We start from the raw sequence: 19,477 nt of genomic DNA on the forward strand, positions 1-19,477 counted from the left end.
CCCTGCGCACGGGAGGCGGGGAGGCGGACGCGGGTGGTGCCGGCGGGGACCGCGGTGGTGCGGTCGCCGCGGGAGTGCTGGTCGAACGGTCCCCGGTCAGACCAGGTCGCGCTTGGCGGCGATCTTCGCCGACAGGCTGAAGATGTCGATGAAGCCCTGCGCCTTGGACTGGTCGAAGGTGTCGCCGGTGTCGTACGTGGCGAGGTTGAAGTCGTACAGCGACTGCTCCGAGCGCCGGCCCGTGACGACCGCCCGGCCGCCGTGCAGGGTCATCCGGATGTCGCCGGTGACGTGCTGGTTGGCCTCGTCGATGAAGCCGTCCAGGGCGCGCTTGAGCGGGGAGAACCACAGGCCGTCGTAGACGAGCTCGCTCCAGCGCTGCTCGACCTGCCGCTTGTACCGGGCGAGCTCCCGCTCGACGGTGACGTTCTCCAGCTCCTGGTGGGCCGTGATCAGCGCGATGGCACCGGGGGCCTCGTACACCTCGCGGGACTTGATGCCGACGAGCCGGTCCTCGACCATGTCGATCCGGCCGATGCCCTGGGCGCCCGCCCGCTCGTTGAGCTGCTGGATCGCCTGGAGGACCGTGACCGGCTTGCCGTCGACGGCGACCGGCACGCCCTCCTTGAAGCTGATGACGACCTCGTCCGGGTCGCGCGGGACCGCCGGGTTGGAGGTGTAGTCGTAGATGTCCTCGATCGGCGCGTTCCAGATGTCCTCCAGGAAGCCCGTCTCGACGGCCCGCCCGAAGACGTTCTGGTCGATGGAGTACGGGGACTTCTTGGTGGTGGCGATCGGCAGGTCGGCCTTCTCGGCGAAGGCGATCGCCTTGTCGCGGGTCATCGCGTAGTCCCGGACCGGGGCGATGCACTTGAGGTCGGGGCCGAGGGCGGCGATGCCGGCCTCGAACCGGACCTGGTCGTTGCCCTTGCCGGTGCAGCCGTGGGCGACCACGGACGCGCCGTGCTTCTTCGCGGCGGCGACGAGGTGCTTGACGATCGTCGGCCGGGAGAGCGCCGAGACGAGCGGGTACCGGTCCATGTACAGGGCGTTCGCCTTGATCGCCGGGAGGCAGTACTCGTCGGCGAACTCGTCCCTGGCGTCGGCGACCTCGGCCTCGACCGCACCGCAGGCGAGCGCGCGCTTGCGGATGACGTCCAGGTCCTCGCCGCCCTGGCCGACGTCCACGGCGACGGCGATGACCTCGGCGCCCGTCTCCTCGGCGATCCAGCCGATGGCGACGGAGGTGTCCAGGCCGCCCGAGTAGGCGAGTACGACGCGCTCGGTCACGGGTTTCTCCTTAGCGGTGCATTCAACGATGGGTATAACTATGCAGACCTCCGTATGGTTTGTCAACGCGGCCCGTCCCCCGCCCGGTCGGACGCGCCGGGGGCGCGGGTGCGCGCGGGGGCGCCTACGGTCGGGGCATGCGCCGTCCAGGACCCCTGCTCACCGCCGCCCTGCTCACCCTGACCGCCCTGGCCGCCCTCGTCTCGCCGGGCGCCCACTCCCCCGCGCGGGCCCGGACCGCCGGGCCGCCCGGGTTCTCGCCGGCCGCGGCGGGGCCCGGGCGCCAGCTGATCACCGCCGAGGCGCCCTCGCCCCGCTCCACGACCGGCACGGTCACCTGGTGGGAGCGGCGCGGCGGCCGGGGCGCCTGGACCCGCGTGGGGTCGGCCCCGGCGCGGTTCGGGGCGGGCGGGCTGGTGCGGGGCGACCAGCGGAAGCAGGGCACGTCCACCACGCCGGCCGGGGTGTACGGGCTGCCGTTCGCGTTCGGCATCGAGGCCGCGCCGGCCGGCACGGGGTACCCGTACCGGCGGGTGACCCGCGCCTCCTGGTGGTGCCAGGACAACGCGTCCCGGTCGTACAACCGCTGGGTGGAGCCGCTGCCGGCGGACTGCCGGGCGGCGGAGGCGGAGCACCTGATCACCTACCGCGCGCAGTACGCCCACGCGCTGGTGATCGGCTTCAACTACGAGCGCCCCGTGCGGGGCCGGGGCGCCGGGATCTTCCTCCACGCCGACGGCGCGGGCGCGACGGCGGGGTGCGTGTCGGTGCCCGAGGAGGCGATGGAGCGCATCCTGCGGTGGGTGCGCGCGGACGCGCGCCCGCGCATCGCGATCGGATGGACGGGCGCCTGAGCGTCCTCACGGCGGGGCCGGTGGCCCGCGGCTCGCTGGTCCTGCGGCCCGCGGCTCGTCGGGGCCTGCGGCTCGCGGTTCGACGGGGTCGGTGGCCCGCGGTTCGTCGGGGCCGGTGGCCCGAGGCTCGTCGGGTCGGTGGCCTGTGGCTGCTCCTACCGGTGACGGGCCGTCCCGCCGGACGGTGGCGGGCGGCTCGCCGGCCCGGTGGGCCGCGCCCCCGCCGGGGCGGTGGCCCGCGGCCGCTCCCACCGGGGGCGAGGGGGCCCGCCGGGCCGGTGCGGCGGGGTCAGCGGTCCTTCTGCGCGAGGCGCAGCAGGTGGTCGGCGAGGGCCTGGCCGCCCGCCGGGTCGCGGGAGATGAGGAGCAGCGTGTCGTCGCCCGCGATCGTGCCGAGGATGGCGTGCAGCTCCGCCTGGTCGATGGCCGAGGCGAGGAACTGCGCCGCGCCCGGCGGGGTGCGCAGGACGACCAGGTTGGCGGACGCCTCGGCGGAGATGAGGAGTTCGCCGGAGAGCCGCCGCATCCGCTCCTCCTTGGCGGACTCGCCCAGCGGCGCCTGGGGCGTGCGGAACCCTCCCTCGCTGGGCACCGCGTAGATCAGCTCGCCGCCGGTGTTGCGGATCTTCACCGCGCCCAGCTCGTCGAGGTCGCGGCTGAGCGTCGCCTGGGTGACGCTCAGTCCGTCGTCCGCGAGGAGCCTGGCCAGCTGGCTCTGCGAGCGCACCGGCTGCCGGTTGAGGATGTCCACGATCCGGCGGTGGCGCGCCGTGCGGGTCTGCGGTACGGATGGGCCGCCGTGGCCGTTGTCCTGCGCCTCGGTCATCGCTGTGTCATTCTCCGGCTCGTCTCTCCCCGTCGGCCCCGATGGCCTCGTCCAGGACGCCGGGCAGGGCCCGGACGAACGCGTCCACGTCGTCGTCCCCGACGATCAGCGGCGGCATGAGCCGCACGACGTCGGGAGCGGGCGCGTTCACCAGGAGGCCGGCGTCCTGAGCCGCCTGCTGCACGCGGGGTGCGAGGGGCTCGGTGAGCACGATACCCAGCAGGAGGCCGGCGCCGCGGACGTGGGAGACCAACGGGTGCCCCAGGGCCTCGATTCCGCCGCGCAGCCGCTCCCCGACGCGCTTGACGTGGTCGAGCGCCCCGTCGGCGGCGAGGGTGTCCAGCACGGCGAGCCCGGCGGCGCACGCGACGGGGTTGCCGCCGAAGGTGGAGCCGTGGTGGCCGGGCTTGAGGAGGTCGGCGGCCTCGCCGAAGGCGAGGGTGGCGCCGATGGGCAGGCCGCCGCCGAGTCCCTTGGCGAGGGTCACGACGTCGGGCTCGACGCCCTCGGCCTGGTGGGCGTACCAGTGGCCGCAGCGGCCGATGCCGGTCTGCACCTCGTCGAGGACGAGCAGCGTGCCGGTGGCGCGGGTGATCTCGCGGGCGGCCCGGAGGTAGCCCTCGGGCGGGACGACGACGCCGTTCTCGCCCTGGATCGGCTCGATCACCACGAGGGCCGTGTCGGTGGTGACGGCGGCCCGCAGGGCGTCCGCGTCCCCGTACGGCACGTGCGTCACGTCGCCGGGCAGCGGCTGGAAGGGCGCCCGCTTGCCCTCCTGGCCGGTGAGGGCGAGGGCGCCCATGGTGCGGCCGTGGAAGCCGCCGGTGGTGGCGACCATGTGGGGGCGGCCCGTGAGCCGCCCGATCTTGAAGGCGGCCTCGTTGGCCTCTGCGCCCGAGTTGCAGAAGTAGACCCGGCCGGGGCGGCCGGACAGGCGGACGAGCCGTTCGGCGAGGGCGACGGGCGGCTCCGCCACGAAGAGGTTGGAGACGTGGGAGAGGGCGGAGACCTGCTCGGTGACGGCCCGCACGACCGCCGGGTGGGCGTGGCCGAGCGCGTTGACGGCGATGCCGCCGACGAAGTCCAGGTACGCCGTGCCGTCGGCGTCCCAGACGCGGGTGCCCTCGCCGCGGACGAGCGGCAGCCGGGGGGTGCCGTAGTTGTCCGCGAGGGCGGACCGCCAGCGCTCCGTGAGCCGTTCGTTGCTCATGCGGGTACCTCCGCGTCGTCGGGTACGACCATGGTGCCGACGCCCTCGTCGGTGAAGATCTCCAGCAGGATCGCGTGCTGGACGCGCCCGTCGATGACGCGGGCGGTGCGGACGCCGCCCCGCACGGCGTGCAGGCAGCCCTCCATCTTGGGGACCATGCCGCTGGACAGCTCGGGCAGCAGCTTCTCCAGTTCGGTGGCGGTGAGGCGGCTGATGACCTCGTCGCTGTTCGGCCAGTCCTCGTAGAGGCCCTCGACGTCGGTGAGGACCATCAGCGTCTCGGCGCCCAGCGCCGCGGCGAGTGCCGCGGCGGCCGTGTCGGCATTGACGTTGTAGACATGCCCGTCGTCCTCCGAGCGGGCGATCGACGACACGACGGGGATGCGGCCGTCGGCGAGGAGCGCCTCGACGGCGCCCGTGTCCAGGGCGGTGATCTCCCCGACGCGGCCGATGTCGACGGGCTCGCCGTCGATGAGCGGCTGGTGCCGGGTGGCGGTGATGGTGTGGGCGTCCTCGCCGGTGAGGCCGACGGCGAACGGGCCGTGCTGGTTGAGCAGCCCGACCAGCTCGCGCTGCACCTGGCCGGCGAGGACCATCCGTACGACGTCCATCGCCTCGGGCGTCGTGACGCGCAGACCGGCCTTGAACTCGCTGACCAGGCCGTGCCGGTCGAGGGCCGCGCTGATCTGGGGGCCGCCGCCGTGCACGACGACCGGCTTGAGGCCGGCGTGCCGGAGGAAGACGACGTCCTGGGCGAAGGCCGCCTTCAGGGCGTCGTCGACCATCGCGTTGCCGCCGAACTTGATGACGACCGTCTTGCCGTGGTGGCGGGTGAGCCAGGGCAGGGCCTCGATGAGGGTCTGGGCCTTGGGGAGCGCGGTGTGCTTGCGCGGGGCGGACCCGGGCCGGGGCGTGGAAGGGCTCATGAGCTGTAGGCGCTGTTCTCGTGGACGTAGTCGGCGGTCAGGTCGTTGGTCCAGATGACGGCGGACTCCGTGCCGGCGGCGAGGTCGGCGGTGACGGTGACCTCCCGGTACCGCATGTCGACCAGGTCGCGGTCGTCGCCGACGGAGCCGTCGCGGCAGACCCACACGCCGTTGATGGCGACGTTGAGGCGGTCCGGCTCGAAGATCGCGCCCGTGGTGCCGATGGCGGACAGGACCCGGCCCCAGTTGGGGTCCTCGCCGTGGATGGCGCACTTGAGGAGGTTGTTGCGGGCGATGGACCGGCCGACCTCGACGGCGTCGGCCTCGGTCGCGGCGTTCACCACCTCGACCCGGATGTCCTTCGAGGCGCCCTCGGCGTCGCCGATGAGCTGCCGCCCGAGGCTGTCGCAGACCTCCCGCACGGCGTCGGCGAAGTCGTCGTACGCGGGGGTGGTGCCGGAGGCGCCGGAGGCGAGCAGCAGGACGGTGTCGTTGGTGGACATGCAGCCGTCGGAGTCGACCCGGTCGAAGGTGACGCGGGTGGCGGCGCGCAGGGCCTTGTCCAGCTCGGGGGCGTCGAGGTCGGCGTCGGTGGTGAGGACGACGAGCATCGTGGCGAGGCCGGGGGCGAGCATGCCGGCGCCCTTGGCCATGCCGCCGACCGTCCAGCCGTCGCGGGTGGCGACGGCGGTCTTGTGGACCGTGTCGGTGGTCTTGATGGCGATGGCGGCCTTCTCGCCGCCGTGCTCGGACAGTTCGGCGGCGGCCTTCTCGACGCCGGGCAGCAGCTTGTCCATGGGGAGGTGGACGCCGATGAGCCCGGTGGAGGCGACGGCGACCTCGCCCGCGCCGACGCCGAGGACCTCGGCGGCCTTCTCGGCGGTGGCGTGGGTGTCCTGGAAGCCCCGCGGGCCGGTGCAGGCGTTGGCGCCGCCGGAGTTGAGGACGACGGCGGCGAGCTCGCCGGTCTTCAGGACCTGCTCGGACCACAGGACGGGGGCGGCCTTGACGCGGTTGGAGGTGAAGACGCCCGCGGCGGCGCGGCGCGGGCCGTTGTTGACCACCAGGGCCAGGTCCGGGTTGCCGTTCTCCTTGATCCCGGCGGCGATGCCCGCCGCCGTGAATCCCTTGGCTGCCGTGACGCTCACTGTGCTTCTCCGTTTCCGTTCGCCTCTGCGCCCGCGACGCGGGGCGCCGGTGCGGCCGTCGCCGCCGGCCGCGGCCCGGTGCTCACGGTGCTCATGGTGCGATTCCGATGGTGGACAGGCCGGTCTCCTCGGGGAGGCCGAGGGCGATGTTCATGCTCTGCACCGCGCCGCCGGCGGTGCCCTTGGTGAGGTTGTCGATGGCGCTGACGGCGATGACGCGGTCGGCGGCCGGGTCGTACGCGACCTGGACGTGGACGGCGTTGGAGCCGTGGACGGACGCCGTGGCGGGCCAGCGCCCCTCGGGGAGGAGGTGGACGAACGGCTCGTCGGCGTACGCCTTCTCGTACGCCGCCCGCAGGTCCTGCGCGGTGGTGCCCGGCCTCGCCTTGGCGCTGCACGTGGCGAGGATGCCGCGCGCCATGGGGGCGAGGGTCGGCGTGAAGGAGACGGTGACCGGCTCCCCGGCGGCGGCGCCGAGGTTCTGGGCCATCTCCGGGGTGTGCCGGTGGCCGCCGCCGACGCCGTACGGCGACATGGAGCCCATGACCTCGGAGCCCAGCAGGTGCGTCTTGGGCGCCTTGCCCGCGCCGGAGGTGCCGGAGGCCGCGACGACGACCGCCTCGGGCTCGGCGAGGCCGTGGGCGTACGCGGGGAGGAGGGCGAGCGTCACGGCGGTCGGGTAGCAGCCGGGCACCGCGACGCGCCGGGACCCCTCCAGCGCGGCGCGGGCGCCCGGCAGTTCGGGCAGGCCGTAGGGCCAGGTCCCGGCGTGCGGGGAGCCGTAGAACCGCTCCCAGGCGGCGGGGTCCGCCAGCCGGAAGTCGGCGCCCATGTCCACGACGAGCACCTCGTCGCCGAGCTGCGCGGCGACGGCGGCGGACTGGCCGTGCGGCAGGGCGAGGAACACCACGTCGTGCCCGGCGAGCACCTCGGCGGTGGTCGGCTCCAGGACCCGGCCCGCGAGCGGCAGGAGGTGCGGCTGCAGCGCTCCGAGCGGTTGCCCGGCGTTGGAGTTGCCGGTCAGCGCGCCGATCTCGACGCCGGGGTGCGCGAGCAGCAGGCGGAGCAGTTCCCCGCCCGCGTACCCGCTCGCTCCGGCCACTGCCACTCGTACCGTCATGGACCCTCCTTCTGGATGGCATGACTATACGTACCTACGCAGCTTTATGCAAAGGGGTGGCCGAGGTGGGCCGAGGTGGATGTGACCGGGACCATCGGGTCACCGCTGGATGGACCGTGCCCGCGGGTGGCGCGAGCGAAGGACGGTCGGGTACGGAGCGGGCAGTCACGTCTGCTGCGGCCTGCGGAGTGGCTCGCTGTCGAGGCCGGCTGCCAGGGTCACCGGTGGTGCGATGCGGCGTGGCCAGGTCCAGGCGGAGCGCAGGATGAAGGCCAGGAACAGCACCTCGAGTCCGATGGAGAGGCCGTAGAAGTAGAAGTAGGTCCAAGACTCCCCTACCGCGTTGAACATCGAGACGGGGATGTAGAGCGTTGCCACGACGAGGTTGATGCCGCGGTTGACACGGGCGGGCAGCGTCGCGGAGAGCAGGATCATGAGGATCGGGATGGCCATGAGCGTGAGCGCGACGGCGACGAAGGTCGGACCGGCGTCGAACTCGTGGACGATGCCAGCCCGGATGTCGTCGACGAAGCCGGGCTTGTACAGGGCGAGGTAGTCGACGTAGAGGTAGAGGAACATGAAGCCGGTCCATGCCGCTGCGAGCTTGGCCCGCACGGGCATGCGCAGATCTTCCAGCGTGCTCTGCGACGGCGGATCCTCCGGCGCGGTATGGGATTGCGGCGCTCTCATCACAATGCTCCCTGGCTTGACCGGGTGGGTGCTTCCACCTTCACGGATGCCGGCGGTGGGCACATCAGCCGCGGAGCCCGACTCGACCTGGCCGTTGGCACAGCCGGGCTCTTGTACTTTCGGCGGATACACCGAGCACGCGGGCCTCCTAGGCTGATCAGATGGCTACCGACGCACTCCGCTCGCTGTGGGCCGAACCTCGACCCACGAATGCCCCGGACCGGAGGCCGCGGGAATGGGCCTTGATCGCAGCACTGATCTGCTGGTCCCTGCTGGAAGTGGTGCTTCGCCAGGACCTGGCGCCGCGCCCGCTGCTGCTACTCGCGGTGCTCGCGGTCCTCGGCCCCCTGCTGTGGCGACGCACGCACCCGCTCTTCGCGGTTGCGGTCTCCTTCGGCACGTTGACGATCGTCGACATCGTCAGAATCCTCACCGGGTCGCAGGGCGCCCTGCCGAACAGCATCTCCGCGACGCTGATCCTGGCCTACGCCCTGTTCCGATGGGGCTCAGGTCGGGAAGCCGCAAGCGGCCTCGGCGCCATCCTGCTCTGGCTGGCCCTCACCAACATCGCCGACACCACCAGCCTGGCGGATTCGGTCGCAGCATACGGCTTCTTCCTGTTCGCCGCCGTGCTCGGCGCCGCGATTCGCTATCACACGAAGATCCTCATCCGCGACATCGACCAAGCCAAGGCCCGCGAACGCGAACAGCTCGCTCGTGAACTCCACGACACTGTCGCCCACCACGTCTCGGGCATCGCCATCCAGGCCCAAGCAGGACGTGCCATCGCGGCCTCCCAGCCCGAGCGTGCCCTCGAAACCCTGGCCATCATCGAGGACGCAGCGACCCGCACCCTCACCGAGCTGCGCGCCATCGTCGGCGTGCTCCGCGCCACACAGGACACCGAGTTCGCGCCGCAGCCCGGCGTGGCCGAGGTCGAGCGGCTCGCCACCGACGGCCAGACGCGTCCCCGCGTCGAGGTGACGCTGTCCGGCGAGTTCGACGACCTCAGCCCGGCGGTCGAGGCCGCGATCTACCGCCTGGCCCAGGAGTCCATCACCAACGCTCGACGGCACGCCCGCCACGCGACCCAGGTCACCGTCGCCGTCACAGGCGACGCCGACCAGGTACGGCTGACCATCGACGACGACGGCTCCGCCGCCGGCGGCCGCGCCCCAGGAGGCTACGGCCTGGTGGGCATGCGGGAACGCGCCTCACTGCTCGGCGGCACCTTCCACGCAGGCCCCGCCGCCGAGCGGGGCTGGCGGGTAGAGGCGGTCCTGCCCCGAACCGGGACGCCACGATGAGCATCAGGGTCCTCATCGCCGACGACCAGCACATCGTGCGCACCGGGCTGACGATGCTGCTCGACGCCCAACCCGACATCGAAGTGGTCGGCGCGGCCGCGGACGGGCGCGAGGCAGTCCGCCTGGCGCTCCAGCTGCGTCCCGACGTCGGCCTGTTCGACATCCGAATGCCGCTGATGGACGGTATCGAAGCCACCCGACGCCTCGCCGGCCCCGACGTCACCGATCCCCTGCCGATCGTGGTCATCACCACCTTCGATCTCGACGAGTACGTCCACGGGGCACTCAAAGCCGGCGCCCGCGGGTTCCTGCTCAAGGACGCCGGACCCGCCCTGCTGACCCAGGCCATCCACGCCGCCGCCGACGGAGACGCACTGATCGCACCCAGCGTGACTGTCCGACTGCTCGCAGCGTTCGCCCGCGCACAGACCCCACCACCAAGGCAGCCGACAGAACCGCTCACCGCCCGCGAGGAGGAAGTCCTCGTGCTTGTGGCCCGAGGCCGCACCAACAATGAGATCGCCAACGAGCTCCACATCACCCCAAGCACCGTCAAGGCTCACCTCGCCAGCCTCATGCGAAAGCTCGGCGCCCGAAACCGCGTCGAGGTCGCCATGTGGGCCCACGAGACCAGCCGCATCTGACGCCGCATGGGCTCCCGCCGTTTGCCGCGACTCCTCACAGCGAGGTGAACCGTGCGCGGGCCGGATCGCTCGCCGACCCGCGTACCAACGGGGGCGTCTCGTAGGGTCGTTCGTATGACAATCGATAACGAGGCCGCATCGGACTCGCTCTTCGCGTCCCTCCGGAGGAACGCCCTCACCGGCCCGGACCAGCTGCGCGAGCTCTACCCGCAGCCGGGTCCGCACGCGCTCCGCAAGGAGACCGACCGACTGACCGAGGAGACCCGGGCGCTGATCGGCCTCTCCTCTCTCGTCTTCATCGGCAGCGCGGACGCCGAGGGCCGGGCGGACGTGACACCGCGCGGCGGCCCGGCCGGGTTCGTCTCGGTGCTGGACGAGCGGACCCTGGCGATCCCCGACGCGACCGGCAACAAGCGGCTCGACACCCTCCACAACGTGCTGGAGACCGGGCGCGCCGGGCTGCTCTTCCTCATCCCCGGCCGCCCGACCACGCTGCGCGTCAACGGCCGCGCCTGCGTCTCGGCGCGCCCGGAGCTGCTCGCCCGGCTCACCCCGGTCGGCAAGCCGCCGGTCTCGGCGATCGTGGTGGAGGCCGAGCAGGTCTATCCGCACTGCCCCAAGTCGCTGATGCGCGCCCACGCCTGGCAGCCGGATCAGTGGGTGCCCGCCGACGCCCAGCCGACCAGCGCCGAGGTGACCCTCGCCCAGCTGGACCTGCCGGGCCTGACCGTCGAGCAGATCCAGCAGATCGAGCGCGAGTCCCTGCGCCTGCGGTACGAGTGACCCCGGGCCGGCCATGCGCTCCCGGCCACCGCACCTGGGTCCCTTCCCCGTGCTCCGTGCCGGGGCGTTCCACCGCCCTGGGCCCCCTCGACCCGTCGACGCGGTGCATGGGGACACTCGCGGAGCACGGACCCCGAGAGGACGCGACCGCGAGGTGGGGGTGCCGGCGCCGGAGGAGGAGCGGCGGCAGGTGATCCGCCGGCGGGCCTCCTCCCCGCGCCGCGTGCGGTCCCGGCACCACGGGGCGATCGGCCTGAGGGAGTCGCGGTCCACTCCGGAACCGGCCACCCCGCGCCACCGCGACGCCGTGCCCGGCCGCCCGCGCCGGGCGGGGCTCTCCCTCGCCCCGACGGCCCACGCCCTGACGGTCCTGGACAGCTACGTCTACGGATTCGCCCTCCAGGAGAAGGCCCCGCGCTTCACCGCGGACGGGAGCACCGAGCCGGGATGCGCGTACGGGGACGCGTTCGCGTTCGGCCCGGATCCGGTGCTCGGCGGGCTCCGGCGGAGGGCGGTCGACAGGGCGGAGGGCGGTCGCGGGCGGCTGCCGGGCCGGCGGGACGGGGAGCCCGGAGGGGGCGGGGCGGGGAGCCGGGAGGGGGCGGGGTGCGGCCGGGCGGATCGGGCCGGGGCCGGGGCCGGGTGGGGCGTATCGGTGGGATGACCGATGTGCGGGGCCGGGGCGCGCGGCCATAGTCCTCGGGAGATCGCTCGCGGGCCGCCCCGGGGCGCCCGCACTTCGAGAGGAACCCTTCTGTGGACACGTACGCGGACCTGGTGTTCGTCGGCGGCCGGGTGGTCACGGTCGACGCGGACTTCTCCGTGGCCTCGGCCCTCGCCGTGACCGGCGGGGTCATCGCCGCCGTCGGCGGGCGGGACGACGTGGCGCCGCTCATCGGGCCCGGCACCCGTGTGATCGACCTGCGCGGGGCCACGCTGCTGCCCGGCATCAACGATTCCCACCTGCACGGGTGCGCCTACGGAACGGCGACGCCGCCGCTCTCCCTCGACCTCGGCCACCCGGCCGTCTCCTCCCTCGCGGACGTGGCCGACTCCGTACGGGACGCCGTCGCGCGGGCGGCGCGCGGACAGTGGATCACCGGGCACGGCTGGGACACCGGGTACCTCGCCGAGTGCGCCGCCGACCCGTCGCGGCTGCCCTCGCGGCACGACCTCGACGCCGTGAGCCCGGACCACCCCGTCGTCCTGTACTCCTTCTCCGGGCATGCCACCTGGGTCAACTCCAAGGCGCTGGAACTCATCGGCGTCGATCGGCACACCGTCGCCCCGCCCGGCGGCGCCGTCGTCAAGGACGACTCCGGGGAGCCCACCGGCCTGCTCCACGAGGGGGCCCAGGCGCTCGTCCAGAACGCCCTGCCGCCGCTCAGCCGCCGGGAGCGGGCCGACGCGGTCAGGTCCACCCTCGCCACCCTGGCCCGGCTCGGCATCACCAGCTACACCGAGCCCGGCCTCGGCCCCGGCGGCGACGGCATCATGCGGGGCGCGCTCGGCACCGAGACCCTCGACGTCTACCGCGAGCTGCTGGCCGACGGGGAGCTCACCGCCCGTGTCGGCGTCCTCCTGCTGCCCACCGGCATGGCGAGCACCGCCGAGGAGTTCGCCCGCGCCCTCACCGCCCTGGACGAGGCCGGGTACACCCGCACCACCGACCCGCGCCGCCTCGCCGTCCACGGCGTCAAGGTGTTCGCCGACGGGATCGTCCCCAACAAGACCGCCTGGATGAGCGAGCCGTACGTCGGCGGCGGCTGCGGGTCCCTGTGCGTCGGCGGCGAGACCGACGCCGAGCGGACCGCCGAGATCAACGCCATGATCCGCCACGCCCACGCCGCGGGCCACCAGCTCGGCGTCCACGTCACCGGCGACCGGGGCAACGACACCGTCGCGGACGCCTTCGCCGCGGCCGTCGCCGAGCACCCGCGCGACGACGCCCGCCACTACATCATCCACGGGGACTTCCTCACCGCCCATGCCATGAAGGTGCTGGCCGCCCACGACTTCGGCGTCAACATGAACCCCACCATCAAGTGGACCGTCGCCGACATGGAGGAGGACTTCGTCGGCGCCGAGCGGGCCGCGTACGCCTGGCCCTACCGCGACGCCGTCGACGCGGGCGTGCGCGTCGCCAGCGGCTCCGACGCCCCCGTGACCCACCCGGACTGGCGCCAGGGGGTCGCCACCATGGTGCTGCGCGAGTCGAAGGCCGCCGGCCGGGTCAGCGGGCCCGAGCAGCGCATCGGCCTGGCCGAGGCGATCCGCACGTACACCATCGAGGCGGCCTGGCAGGACTTCGCCGACGACTGGAAGGGCTCCCTGGAGCCCGGCAAGGTCGCCGACCTGTGCGTGCTCGACGGGGACCTGCTCGGCGCCGACCCCCGCGACATCCCCGGGATGCCCGTCGTCCTCACCGTCGTGGACGGGCGGATCGTGCACGACGCGCTGCGCGATTGACGCGAACCGGGCACATGATCATCCTGGGGGGATGGCAGCGGAGCGGAGTACGGCGGCGGACATCCTGGACGCGGCCGTACGGGTCCGCGAGGCCGCCCGCGGCGCCGCGGCCGGGGCGGCCGGGACCGACGCGGTCCTGACCGCGCTGGCGGAGGTCGTCCCGTACGACCACGCCTCGCTGGCCCGCTGGGACCCCGTGCGCCGGCGGCACACCACCCTGGCCGGGAGCTATCCGCAGGAGGCCACGGCGTACATCGAGACCCGCCTCCACCGCGACCCGGTCTTCTCCGTGCTGCGCGGCCCGGCCAGGGGCGGCCTCTGGCTCGGGGACGTTCCCCGGCCGCTCCTGGCCTCGTCGCCCGGCTTCCGGGACGTGCTGCTCCCCCTCGGCATCGAGGACGGGGTGGCGCAGTGCCTCTTCGCCGCCGACGGGCGGTACGTCGGCATGCTGAACGTCAGCGCCCGGGGGCCGCGGCGCGCCCCCGAACCGGCCCGCGCCGCGGTCACCCTCCTCACCGAGGCCCTCGCCGCGGCCCTCGACCCGCGCGCCGCCGCCCCTCCGGCGGACGCCCCCGCGCACGGCCCGGCCCGCGCGCCCGGCGGGCTCTCGCCGCGGGAGCGTGAGGTACTGGCGCAGCTGACCACCGGCCGCACCAACCGGGAGATCGCCGAGCGGCTGTACATCACCCCGCGCACGGTCGGCACCCACGTCGAGCACATCCTCGCCAAGCTCGACCTCCCGAACCGCGCCGCCGCCGCGGCACGCGCCGCCGCCTGGGGCATCACCCCGCCCGGCTGAGCGGCATACGCGGCCGTGCAGGGGTGGCGGGGTGGCGGGGTGGCGGGGTGGCGGGGTGGCGGGTCGCTACGATCGCTGGGGCCGGACCTGATCGCGTACTCGGGAGGAACACCGTGGCAGCGTCCCCGGAGGCGAGCGTGCTCGCCCGGATGGCCGAACTCGTACGGGCGATGCCGGCGGAGCGGGGCGGCGCCCTGTGGCGGCTCGCCGAACCCGACCGGCAGCTCGACGCGAACGTGGTGCGGCTGGCACCCGGCGCCGAGGTGGCCGTGCACGTGGAGCCGGACCTCGACGTGCTGGTCTTCGTGGTGAGCGGCCAGGGGCGGCTGGAGACCGGGGAGGGGGCCGGGACGCGGGTCCTGGAGGCGGGGTGCGTGGTGTGGCTGCCGCGCGGCGCCCGGCGCGGCCTGGCCGCGGGCCCGCACGGCCTGGACTACCTCACGGTGCACCGCCGCCGCCCCGGTATGACGATCGGCCGGGCACCGGGTGCGGGGCGCGAGCCGGAGACGCGGCCGGCGGGGGCGGAGCCGCTGGGCGGGGAGCCGGTGTGCCTGCTGGACCGGGTGTGCCCGGAGTGCGGCCGGCTCGCTCCCGAGGGCGCCGAGGTGCGGTTCTGCGCCCGCTGCGGCACCGCCCTCCCGGAACGCTGACTCACGCGGCCACCGCCTGCGCGACCGCGGCAGCCAGCAGGGCGCCCGGCAGCGAGCGCTCCGCGAGGGGCCCCGCCGCCGCCGCGCCCAGCGCGAAGCCGCTGGTCTTGAGGCTGGCCCCGGTCGTGAAGACCCGGCCGCGCAGCCGCGGCGGCGCCTCCCGGTCGCGCACCGCGAACAGCGCCGTCAACTGCGGGCCCTCGCCCGCCCCCGCGAGGGCCACCGCCGCCAGGAGCACGGCGGGGTGCCCGGCCACCGCCACGAGCGGCAGTGCCGCGGCCTGCACGAGCGTGGCCGCCCGGAACACCGCCTCCGGCCCTGGGGCCGTGCGCAGCCGCGCGTACAGGGGGTACAGCGCGTTCGCCGCGAGTGCGGCGGCGGCCAGGACGGCGAGGAGCAGCGCCCCGTGGCCCGCGCCGCCCAGATGGCGCGCGCCGAGCAGGGGGGTGCAGGCGACGAGGAGCCCCTGGGCGGCGCAGGACAGGACGGACGCGCCGGTCACGCGCGCCAGGACCGGTGTCCCGGTCAGCGCCCGGAACCCGGCGGCGAGACGGACGGCGGGCTGCCGAGCGGGGCCTTCGGGGCTGGCTGCGGGCCGGCCGGGGCGGGGTGCGGACCGCTCGGGACGGGGTGCGGACCGCTCGGGACGGAGTACGGACCGCTCGGGACGGGGTGCGGACCGCACCGGGCCGGCCGCCCCTCCGCCGGGGTGCGTCGAGGGCTGGGACCGGTCGGCCGGGAGCCCGTGTCCGGGGCGCACGCGCGCACGAGGGCTCGCGGTGGCCGATGGGCGCGGGGTGGCCGTCGCCGCCAGCGCGAGGAGGGCCGCCGCCGTCAGCACGGCCGCGCCCGCGCCGTGCAGCATGGCCGCGGCGGCCGTCAGGGCGGGGCCGGCCAGGGCCGCCGCGTGGAAGGTCATGGCGTCCAGGGCCGTGGCGCGCGGCAGGTGCGGCGCGACCGCCACGCGCGGCAGTTGGGCGCTCCAGCCGCCGGACAGCGCGGGCGCCAGGAGCCCGGACGCCGCCGCGATCAGGAGCGGTACGGCCACCGGGGTCCGGCCCAGGCAGACCAGTACCGCGACGAGGCCCGCCGCGTAGCCGGCGAGGGCCGCCGCGAGGAGCCGGCCGGGCCGGGGCGAGCGGTCCAGCAGGGCTCCGGCGGCGGGCCCGCCCACGGCCGCCGCCGCGGTGCTCGCGGCCAGGAGGGCGGAGGCGGTGGCGGTCGACCCGGTGGCGGCGAGCCCCGCCAGGAGCAGCGCGGGGCCGGCCATCTCGTCGCCCGTGCGGGCGAGGGCGGCGCCGGCCGCGTACCGGGCTAGGGCGTGGCGTTCTCTCACGGGCGGCACGGTACGTCCGTAACGGAAAACCTCACCAGATGCGTTACGTTCGGGGGATGCACGCCCCAGACGCCGTCGGCCGCGCCGCTTCCGCCGGGCCCGCCGCCCCCGTCCGCGCCGAGGCTCCTCCCGGGCCCGCCGTCCGCCCGTCCGTACGGGCCGTCGCCCGCCGCACCGAGGACCTCGTGAACGCGCTCACCCGCGACGACCCCCTCCCCGCTCCGGAGGGGATCGCCGGGCTGCTGCGGGAGCACGGCGAGGTGGAGCCGGTCGTCGTCACGGTGGAGGACGTGGCCCGGATGAGGGAGGCGGCGCTGGCGCTGCGCGCGGTGTTCGCCGCGGAGGGGCTGGACGCGGCCGTGGCGGAGCTGAACGGGCTGCTCGCGCACGGCTCCGGTCCGCTGCGGCTGACCGCGCACGGCGGGAGCGGCCCGTGGCACCCGCACCTGGACACGTCGGACGACGCCCCGTGGGGCGAGTGGTTCCTGGCGTCCTCGTGCCTCTGCCTGGCGGTCCTGGTGTGGGAGAGGCAGCGCCCGCCGGGCGGGGTCTGCGCGGCGCCGGGCTGCGGGCGGGTGTACCTGTCCCTGGGCAGCGGCGTGCCGCGCCGGTACTGCTCGCGCCGGTGCGCGACCCGTGAGCGGGTGGCGGCGCACCGGCGGGCCCGGGCGGGCGGGGGCCGGTAGGCGGGACCCGCCCGGCACGTGTGCCGGCGCCCGCCGGCGCGACGGCGCCCCGGTCAGCGCTTGACGGCGCGCAGCACCACGAACTTCGGGTCGCTGCCGACGACCTCGCAGTTGCCGAACACCCGGCGCAGGGCCACGTGGTAGCCGAGATGCCGGTTGCCGACGACGCGCAGCTCGCCGCCGCGGCGCAGCACGCGCCGGGCGCCGGTGAACATGCGGCGGGCGGTCGCGTCGGTGAGGGCCTGGTGGCTGTGGAAGGGCGGGTTGTTGAGGACGACGTCGACGGAGCCGTCGGGCACGTCGGCCGTGCCGTCGCCGACGGCGAAGCGGGCCTTGGCGCCGGGCGGCGCGGAGGCGCGGAAGGTCTCCCTGGCGGAGGCGACGGCCATGTACGACTCGTCGGTGAGGATCACCTCGGCACCGGGTTCCGCGACCGCGACGGCGAGGCCCACCACGCCGTTGCCGCAGCCCAGGTCGAGGACGCGGGCGCCGCCCAGGCCGGTCGGCAGGTGCCGGAGGAACAGCCGGGTGCCGATGTCGAGGCGGTCGGCGCAGAAGACGCCCGCGTGGTTGACCACGGTGCGCCCGGCCACGGCCGGGGCGTCGTCGGGCAGGGCGTAGGTGAGCGGCCACGGGTTGGCGGGCCGCCGCAGGGCGGGGTCGGGGGTGCTGTGGATCAGCCGGGCCTTCCGCACCGCGAGGGAGGTGCGGGTCGGGCCGACCAGCCGCTCGAAGAGGGTGAGCGTGGAGGTGTGGATCTCCTTGACCATGCCGGTGCCGACCACGGCCGTCCCCGCGTGCAGGGCGGGCGCCAGCCGGTGGAGCTGGTCCTCCAGGAGGGCCAGGCTCTTCGGGACGCGCACCAGCAGCAGGTCCACCCGCTCCGGCGGGGCGTCCCGCGTGGTGAGCAGGCGCACGCGGTCCTCGGCGTGGCCGGCGCGGGCGAGGTTGGCGCGGGTGGCCTCGCGGCCCAGGTACGAGTCGGTGATCTGCGCCAGTTCCCCGGCGGGGCCCGTGTCCGGGTGGCCGGCCAGGGCGGTGACCAGCGCGCCCCAGCGGTCGCCGGCCACGGCGACGGTCCCGGCGACGGCGGGGGCGCCGGGCTCGGCGAGGTGCCGCAGCAGGTACTCGTCGGCGGCGTCCCAGGCGCGGAGCGGGTCGCGGGGGTGGTCGGGGAAGCGGGTGAGGGCGAAGGTGCCCCAGGCCGTGGTCAAGCGGTTCATCGTGAGGTTCAGGCTAGCGCTTCGCCCGCGCCCCGCCTCCCGCTCCCGCGCCCCCTGGCCCCGGCGCCCCCTGCCCCCCCGGCGCCCCCGGCGCCCCCTGACCCCCGGCACCCCAGGGACCCGGCGGCCCCGGCCTCAGCCGGGAACCACCTCCCGGCGGCGCCACCCCGGGCCCCCACGCCCCGTGGCCCGCCCCCGCGCTCCCCGCGCCCCGCACGCGCCCCTAAGCGCGCCCCTCCGCCGCCTGCGCCTCGGGCGCCGGGGACGACGGGCTGCCGGGCCCGCCGGGGGTGAGGGCCATGAAGTGGTCCGGCCTCGCCAGCGGCGCGAAGCCCAGCTTCTCGTAGACGCCGTGCGCGTCGTGGGTGGCGAGCAGCACGCGGCTCAGGCCGTACGGCTCCAGGTGCTCGCGGACCGCCGCCACCAGGGCCGTGCCGAGCCCGGTGCCGCGCGCGCCGGGCTCCACGTACACGTCGCAGAGCCAGGCGAAGGTGGCCCGGTCTGTCACCACGCGCGCGTACGCCACCTGCTCCCCGCTCCGCGCGTCGTACGCGCCGAAGCCCAGGGAGCCGTCGATGGCCCGGTCCTGCTTCTCCCGGCTGCGGCCGAGCGCCCAGTACGCGTCCGTGGACAGCCACCGGTGGATGCGGACGCGGTCGAGTCGTGCAGGGTCGGTCGAGATCTCATACGAGCCGAAAGCGATTGTCTCCGTCATGGTCGAACGTTCGCAGGCGGAAGGGGCCCTGTCAGTGGCGGGTGCCACGATCGGAGGCATGAACGCGACTGCTGCCGACTACCGCTGGCTCGGCGACCACTGCCCGGACCTCGTGGAGGCGTACTGCGCGACGCTGGTGCACGCGGTCTCGCCCGAGGAGGCGATCGGGCGGCTGCGGGCACGGGCGGACGGGCGGGTGCAGGGCATAGGCGCCCTGGTCGAGGCCGCGGCGCGGGCGTGGAAGGAGTCCGGCGGGGACCGGCACTTCCTGGGCCTGTGCGCGGTCGACGGCTGGACGCTGATGGTGGAGCCCAACGGCTACCTCGGCAGCCTCGACGAGGCGGCGGTGCCGCTGTCGCGCGGCACGGAGCTGGTCGCCCACTTCCGGAACGTGAACGCGGTGGACCACTTCAGCCGGTACGTGGACGGCGAGCTGCGGCTGCACTTCGAGCCGCTGTTCCCGCACGAGCGGGACGGCGCCGACCCGGACGGGGCGGTGACGCTGATGCGGGAGGTCGGTTTCGACCTGCGCGACGACTCGGCCGACGTGGAGGCCACCACGGAGGCGGCGTTCGCGCTGGCGGAGCGGCTGACAGGGGTGCGGCTGACGGCCGGGCTGCTGGACGGCGCGGAGTTCCTGACCGGATCGGTGCCCGTGTTCTGACTCCTTCCCGGGCGCCGCCCGGAAGCGGTCCCGTGACCCGCCGCCGCGCGGCGCGACCGGGCCCTGCCCGGGGCGGAGGCCTCTCGGGTGACATGGAGCACAGGTGCGGACGTAGACTCCCAGATACGGAGAATCCG

20 protein-coding genes are annotated in these 19,477 nt (G+C 74.9%); 10 read left to right on the forward strand and 10 right to left on the reverse strand.

From position 1 onward, the window contains the following. Positions 1-96: 96 nt before the first annotated feature. Complete coding sequence (locus tag CP974_RS04240) at positions 97-1,290, reverse strand: argininosuccinate synthase (protein WP_031132221.1); 1,194 nt, start codon at positions 1,288-1,290, stop codon at positions 97-99. Between the two features lie 137 nt (positions 1,291-1,427). Between CP974_RS04240 and CP974_RS04245 the strand changes: the two genes are divergently transcribed. Beyond that, positions 1,428-2,144: a L,D-transpeptidase family protein gene (locus tag CP974_RS04245; protein ID WP_031132219.1), complete on the forward strand. Its 717-nt coding sequence runs from the start codon at positions 1,428-1,430 to the stop codon at positions 2,142-2,144. A gap of 289 nt (positions 2,145-2,433) precedes the next feature. Here the strand turns inward: CP974_RS04245 and CP974_RS04250 are convergent, their stop codons facing one another. The 6 genes from CP974_RS04250 to CP974_RS04275 all read right to left on the reverse strand — a co-directional run bounded on the left by CP974_RS04250 (position 2,434) and on the right by CP974_RS04275 (position 8,064). Then, on the reverse strand, positions 2,434-2,970 hold the full coding sequence (locus CP974_RS04250; RefSeq protein WP_031132217.1) for an arginine repressor: 537 nt from the start codon (positions 2,968-2,970) through the stop codon (positions 2,434-2,436). A 7-nt stretch (positions 2,971-2,977) separates the two neighbouring features. Beyond that, on the reverse strand, positions 2,978-4,180 hold the full coding sequence (locus tag CP974_RS04255) for an acetylornithine transaminase (protein WP_031132215.1): 1,203 nt from the start codon (positions 4,178-4,180) through the stop codon (positions 2,978-2,980). Beyond that, positions 4,177-5,106 carry an acetylglutamate kinase gene (gene argB, locus CP974_RS04260; protein WP_031132213.1) on the reverse strand — a complete coding sequence of 310 codons (930 nt, stop codon included), beginning with the start codon at positions 5,104-5,106 and terminating at the stop codon, positions 4,177-4,179. The genes CP974_RS04255 and argB overlap by 4 nt, the downstream gene beginning before the upstream one ends. Further along, complete coding sequence (gene argJ, locus CP974_RS04265) at positions 5,103-6,254, reverse strand: bifunctional glutamate N-acetyltransferase/amino-acid acetyltransferase ArgJ (protein ID WP_031132210.1); 1,152 nt, start codon at positions 6,252-6,254, stop codon at positions 5,103-5,105. The genes argB and argJ overlap by 4 nt, the downstream gene beginning before the upstream one ends. Before the next feature lie 91 nt (positions 6,255-6,345). After that, the gene (argC, locus tag CP974_RS04270; RefSeq protein WP_031132208.1) at positions 6,346-7,374 is read right to left on the reverse strand and encodes an N-acetyl-gamma-glutamyl-phosphate reductase; all 1,029 of its coding nucleotides are present in this window, start codon (positions 7,372-7,374) and stop codon (positions 6,346-6,348) included. A gap of 165 nt (positions 7,375-7,539) precedes the next feature. Continuing rightward, entirely contained in the window at positions 7,540-8,064 is a 525-nt protein-coding gene (locus tag CP974_RS04275; RefSeq protein ID WP_031132206.1) for a DUF6326 family protein, read from the reverse strand. A 242-nt stretch (positions 8,065-8,306) separates the two neighbouring features. On the opposite strand from CP974_RS04275, the gene CP974_RS04280 reads away from it, so the two are divergent. The 7 genes from CP974_RS04280 to CP974_RS04310 all read left to right on the forward strand — a co-directional run bounded on the left by CP974_RS04280 (position 8,307) and on the right by CP974_RS04310 (position 14,716). Continuing rightward, entirely contained in the window at positions 8,307-9,371 is a 1,065-nt protein-coding gene (locus CP974_RS04280; RefSeq protein ID WP_196786097.1) for a sensor histidine kinase, read from the forward strand. Then, complete coding sequence (locus CP974_RS04285) at positions 9,368-10,015, forward strand: response regulator (protein WP_031132202.1); 648 nt, start codon at positions 9,368-9,370, stop codon at positions 10,013-10,015. Before CP974_RS04280 ends, CP974_RS04285 begins: the two co-directional genes overlap by 4 nt. A gap of 114 nt (positions 10,016-10,129) precedes the next feature. Further along, positions 10,130-10,798: an MSMEG_1061 family FMN-dependent PPOX-type flavoprotein gene (locus CP974_RS04290; protein ID WP_031132200.1), complete on the forward strand. Its 669-nt coding sequence runs from the start codon at positions 10,130-10,132 to the stop codon at positions 10,796-10,798. A gap of 190 nt (positions 10,799-10,988) precedes the next feature. Beyond that, positions 10,989-11,462, forward strand: coding sequence for a hypothetical protein (locus tag CP974_RS04295; protein ID WP_159311465.1), 474 nt, complete (start codon positions 10,989-10,991; stop codon positions 11,460-11,462). A gap of 92 nt (positions 11,463-11,554) precedes the next feature. Next, positions 11,555-13,267, forward strand: a complete 1,713-nt coding sequence (locus tag CP974_RS04300; RefSeq protein WP_031135739.1) for an amidohydrolase — start codon at positions 11,555-11,557, stop codon at positions 13,265-13,267. 31 nt (positions 13,268-13,298) lie between these two features. Further along, the gene (locus tag CP974_RS04305; RefSeq protein ID WP_031135737.1) at positions 13,299-14,066 is read left to right on the forward strand and encodes a helix-turn-helix transcriptional regulator; all 768 of its coding nucleotides are present in this window, start codon (positions 13,299-13,301) and stop codon (positions 14,064-14,066) included. Positions 14,067-14,179: 113 nt separating this feature from the next. Further along, positions 14,180-14,716, forward strand: a complete 537-nt coding sequence (locus CP974_RS04310) for a cupin domain-containing protein (RefSeq protein WP_031135736.1) — start codon at positions 14,180-14,182, stop codon at positions 14,714-14,716. A 1-nt stretch (position 14,717) separates the two neighbouring features. Here the strand turns inward: CP974_RS04310 and CP974_RS04315 are convergent, their stop codons facing one another. Beyond that, on the reverse strand, positions 14,718-16,052 hold the full coding sequence (locus tag CP974_RS04315; RefSeq protein WP_031135734.1) for an MFS transporter: 1,335 nt from the start codon (positions 16,050-16,052) through the stop codon (positions 14,718-14,720). Between the two features lie 56 nt (positions 16,053-16,108). Between CP974_RS04315 and CP974_RS04320 the strand changes: the two genes are divergently transcribed. Next, the gene (locus CP974_RS04320; RefSeq protein ID WP_078915853.1) at positions 16,109-16,738 is read left to right on the forward strand and encodes a CGNR zinc finger domain-containing protein; all 630 of its coding nucleotides are present in this window, start codon (positions 16,109-16,111) and stop codon (positions 16,736-16,738) included. 53 nt (positions 16,739-16,791) lie between these two features. On the opposite strand, the gene CP974_RS04325 is transcribed toward CP974_RS04320, so the two are convergent. Together CP974_RS04325 and CP974_RS04330 are read right to left on the reverse strand one after the other, a co-directional pair. After that, entirely contained in the window at positions 16,792-17,961 is a 1,170-nt protein-coding gene (locus CP974_RS04325; protein WP_031135732.1) for a methyltransferase, read from the reverse strand. A 223-nt stretch (positions 17,962-18,184) separates the two neighbouring features. Continuing rightward, positions 18,185-18,676: a GNAT family N-acetyltransferase gene (locus CP974_RS04330; protein WP_051839460.1), complete on the reverse strand. Its 492-nt coding sequence runs from the start codon at positions 18,674-18,676 to the stop codon at positions 18,185-18,187. Positions 18,677-18,734: 58 nt separating this feature from the next. Between CP974_RS04330 and CP974_RS04335 the strand changes: the two genes are divergently transcribed. Continuing rightward, positions 18,735-19,340, forward strand: coding sequence for a DUF6461 domain-containing protein (locus CP974_RS04335; protein ID WP_031132016.1), 606 nt, complete (start codon positions 18,735-18,737; stop codon positions 19,338-19,340). Positions 19,341-19,477: the final 137 nt, after the last annotated feature.

Origin of the sequence: Streptomyces fradiae ATCC 10745 = DSM 40063, from assembly GCF_008704425.1 — a bacterium.
In the GTDB taxonomy this organism is placed as follows: domain Bacteria; phylum Actinomycetota; class Actinomycetes; order Streptomycetales; family Streptomycetaceae; genus Streptomyces; species Streptomyces fradiae.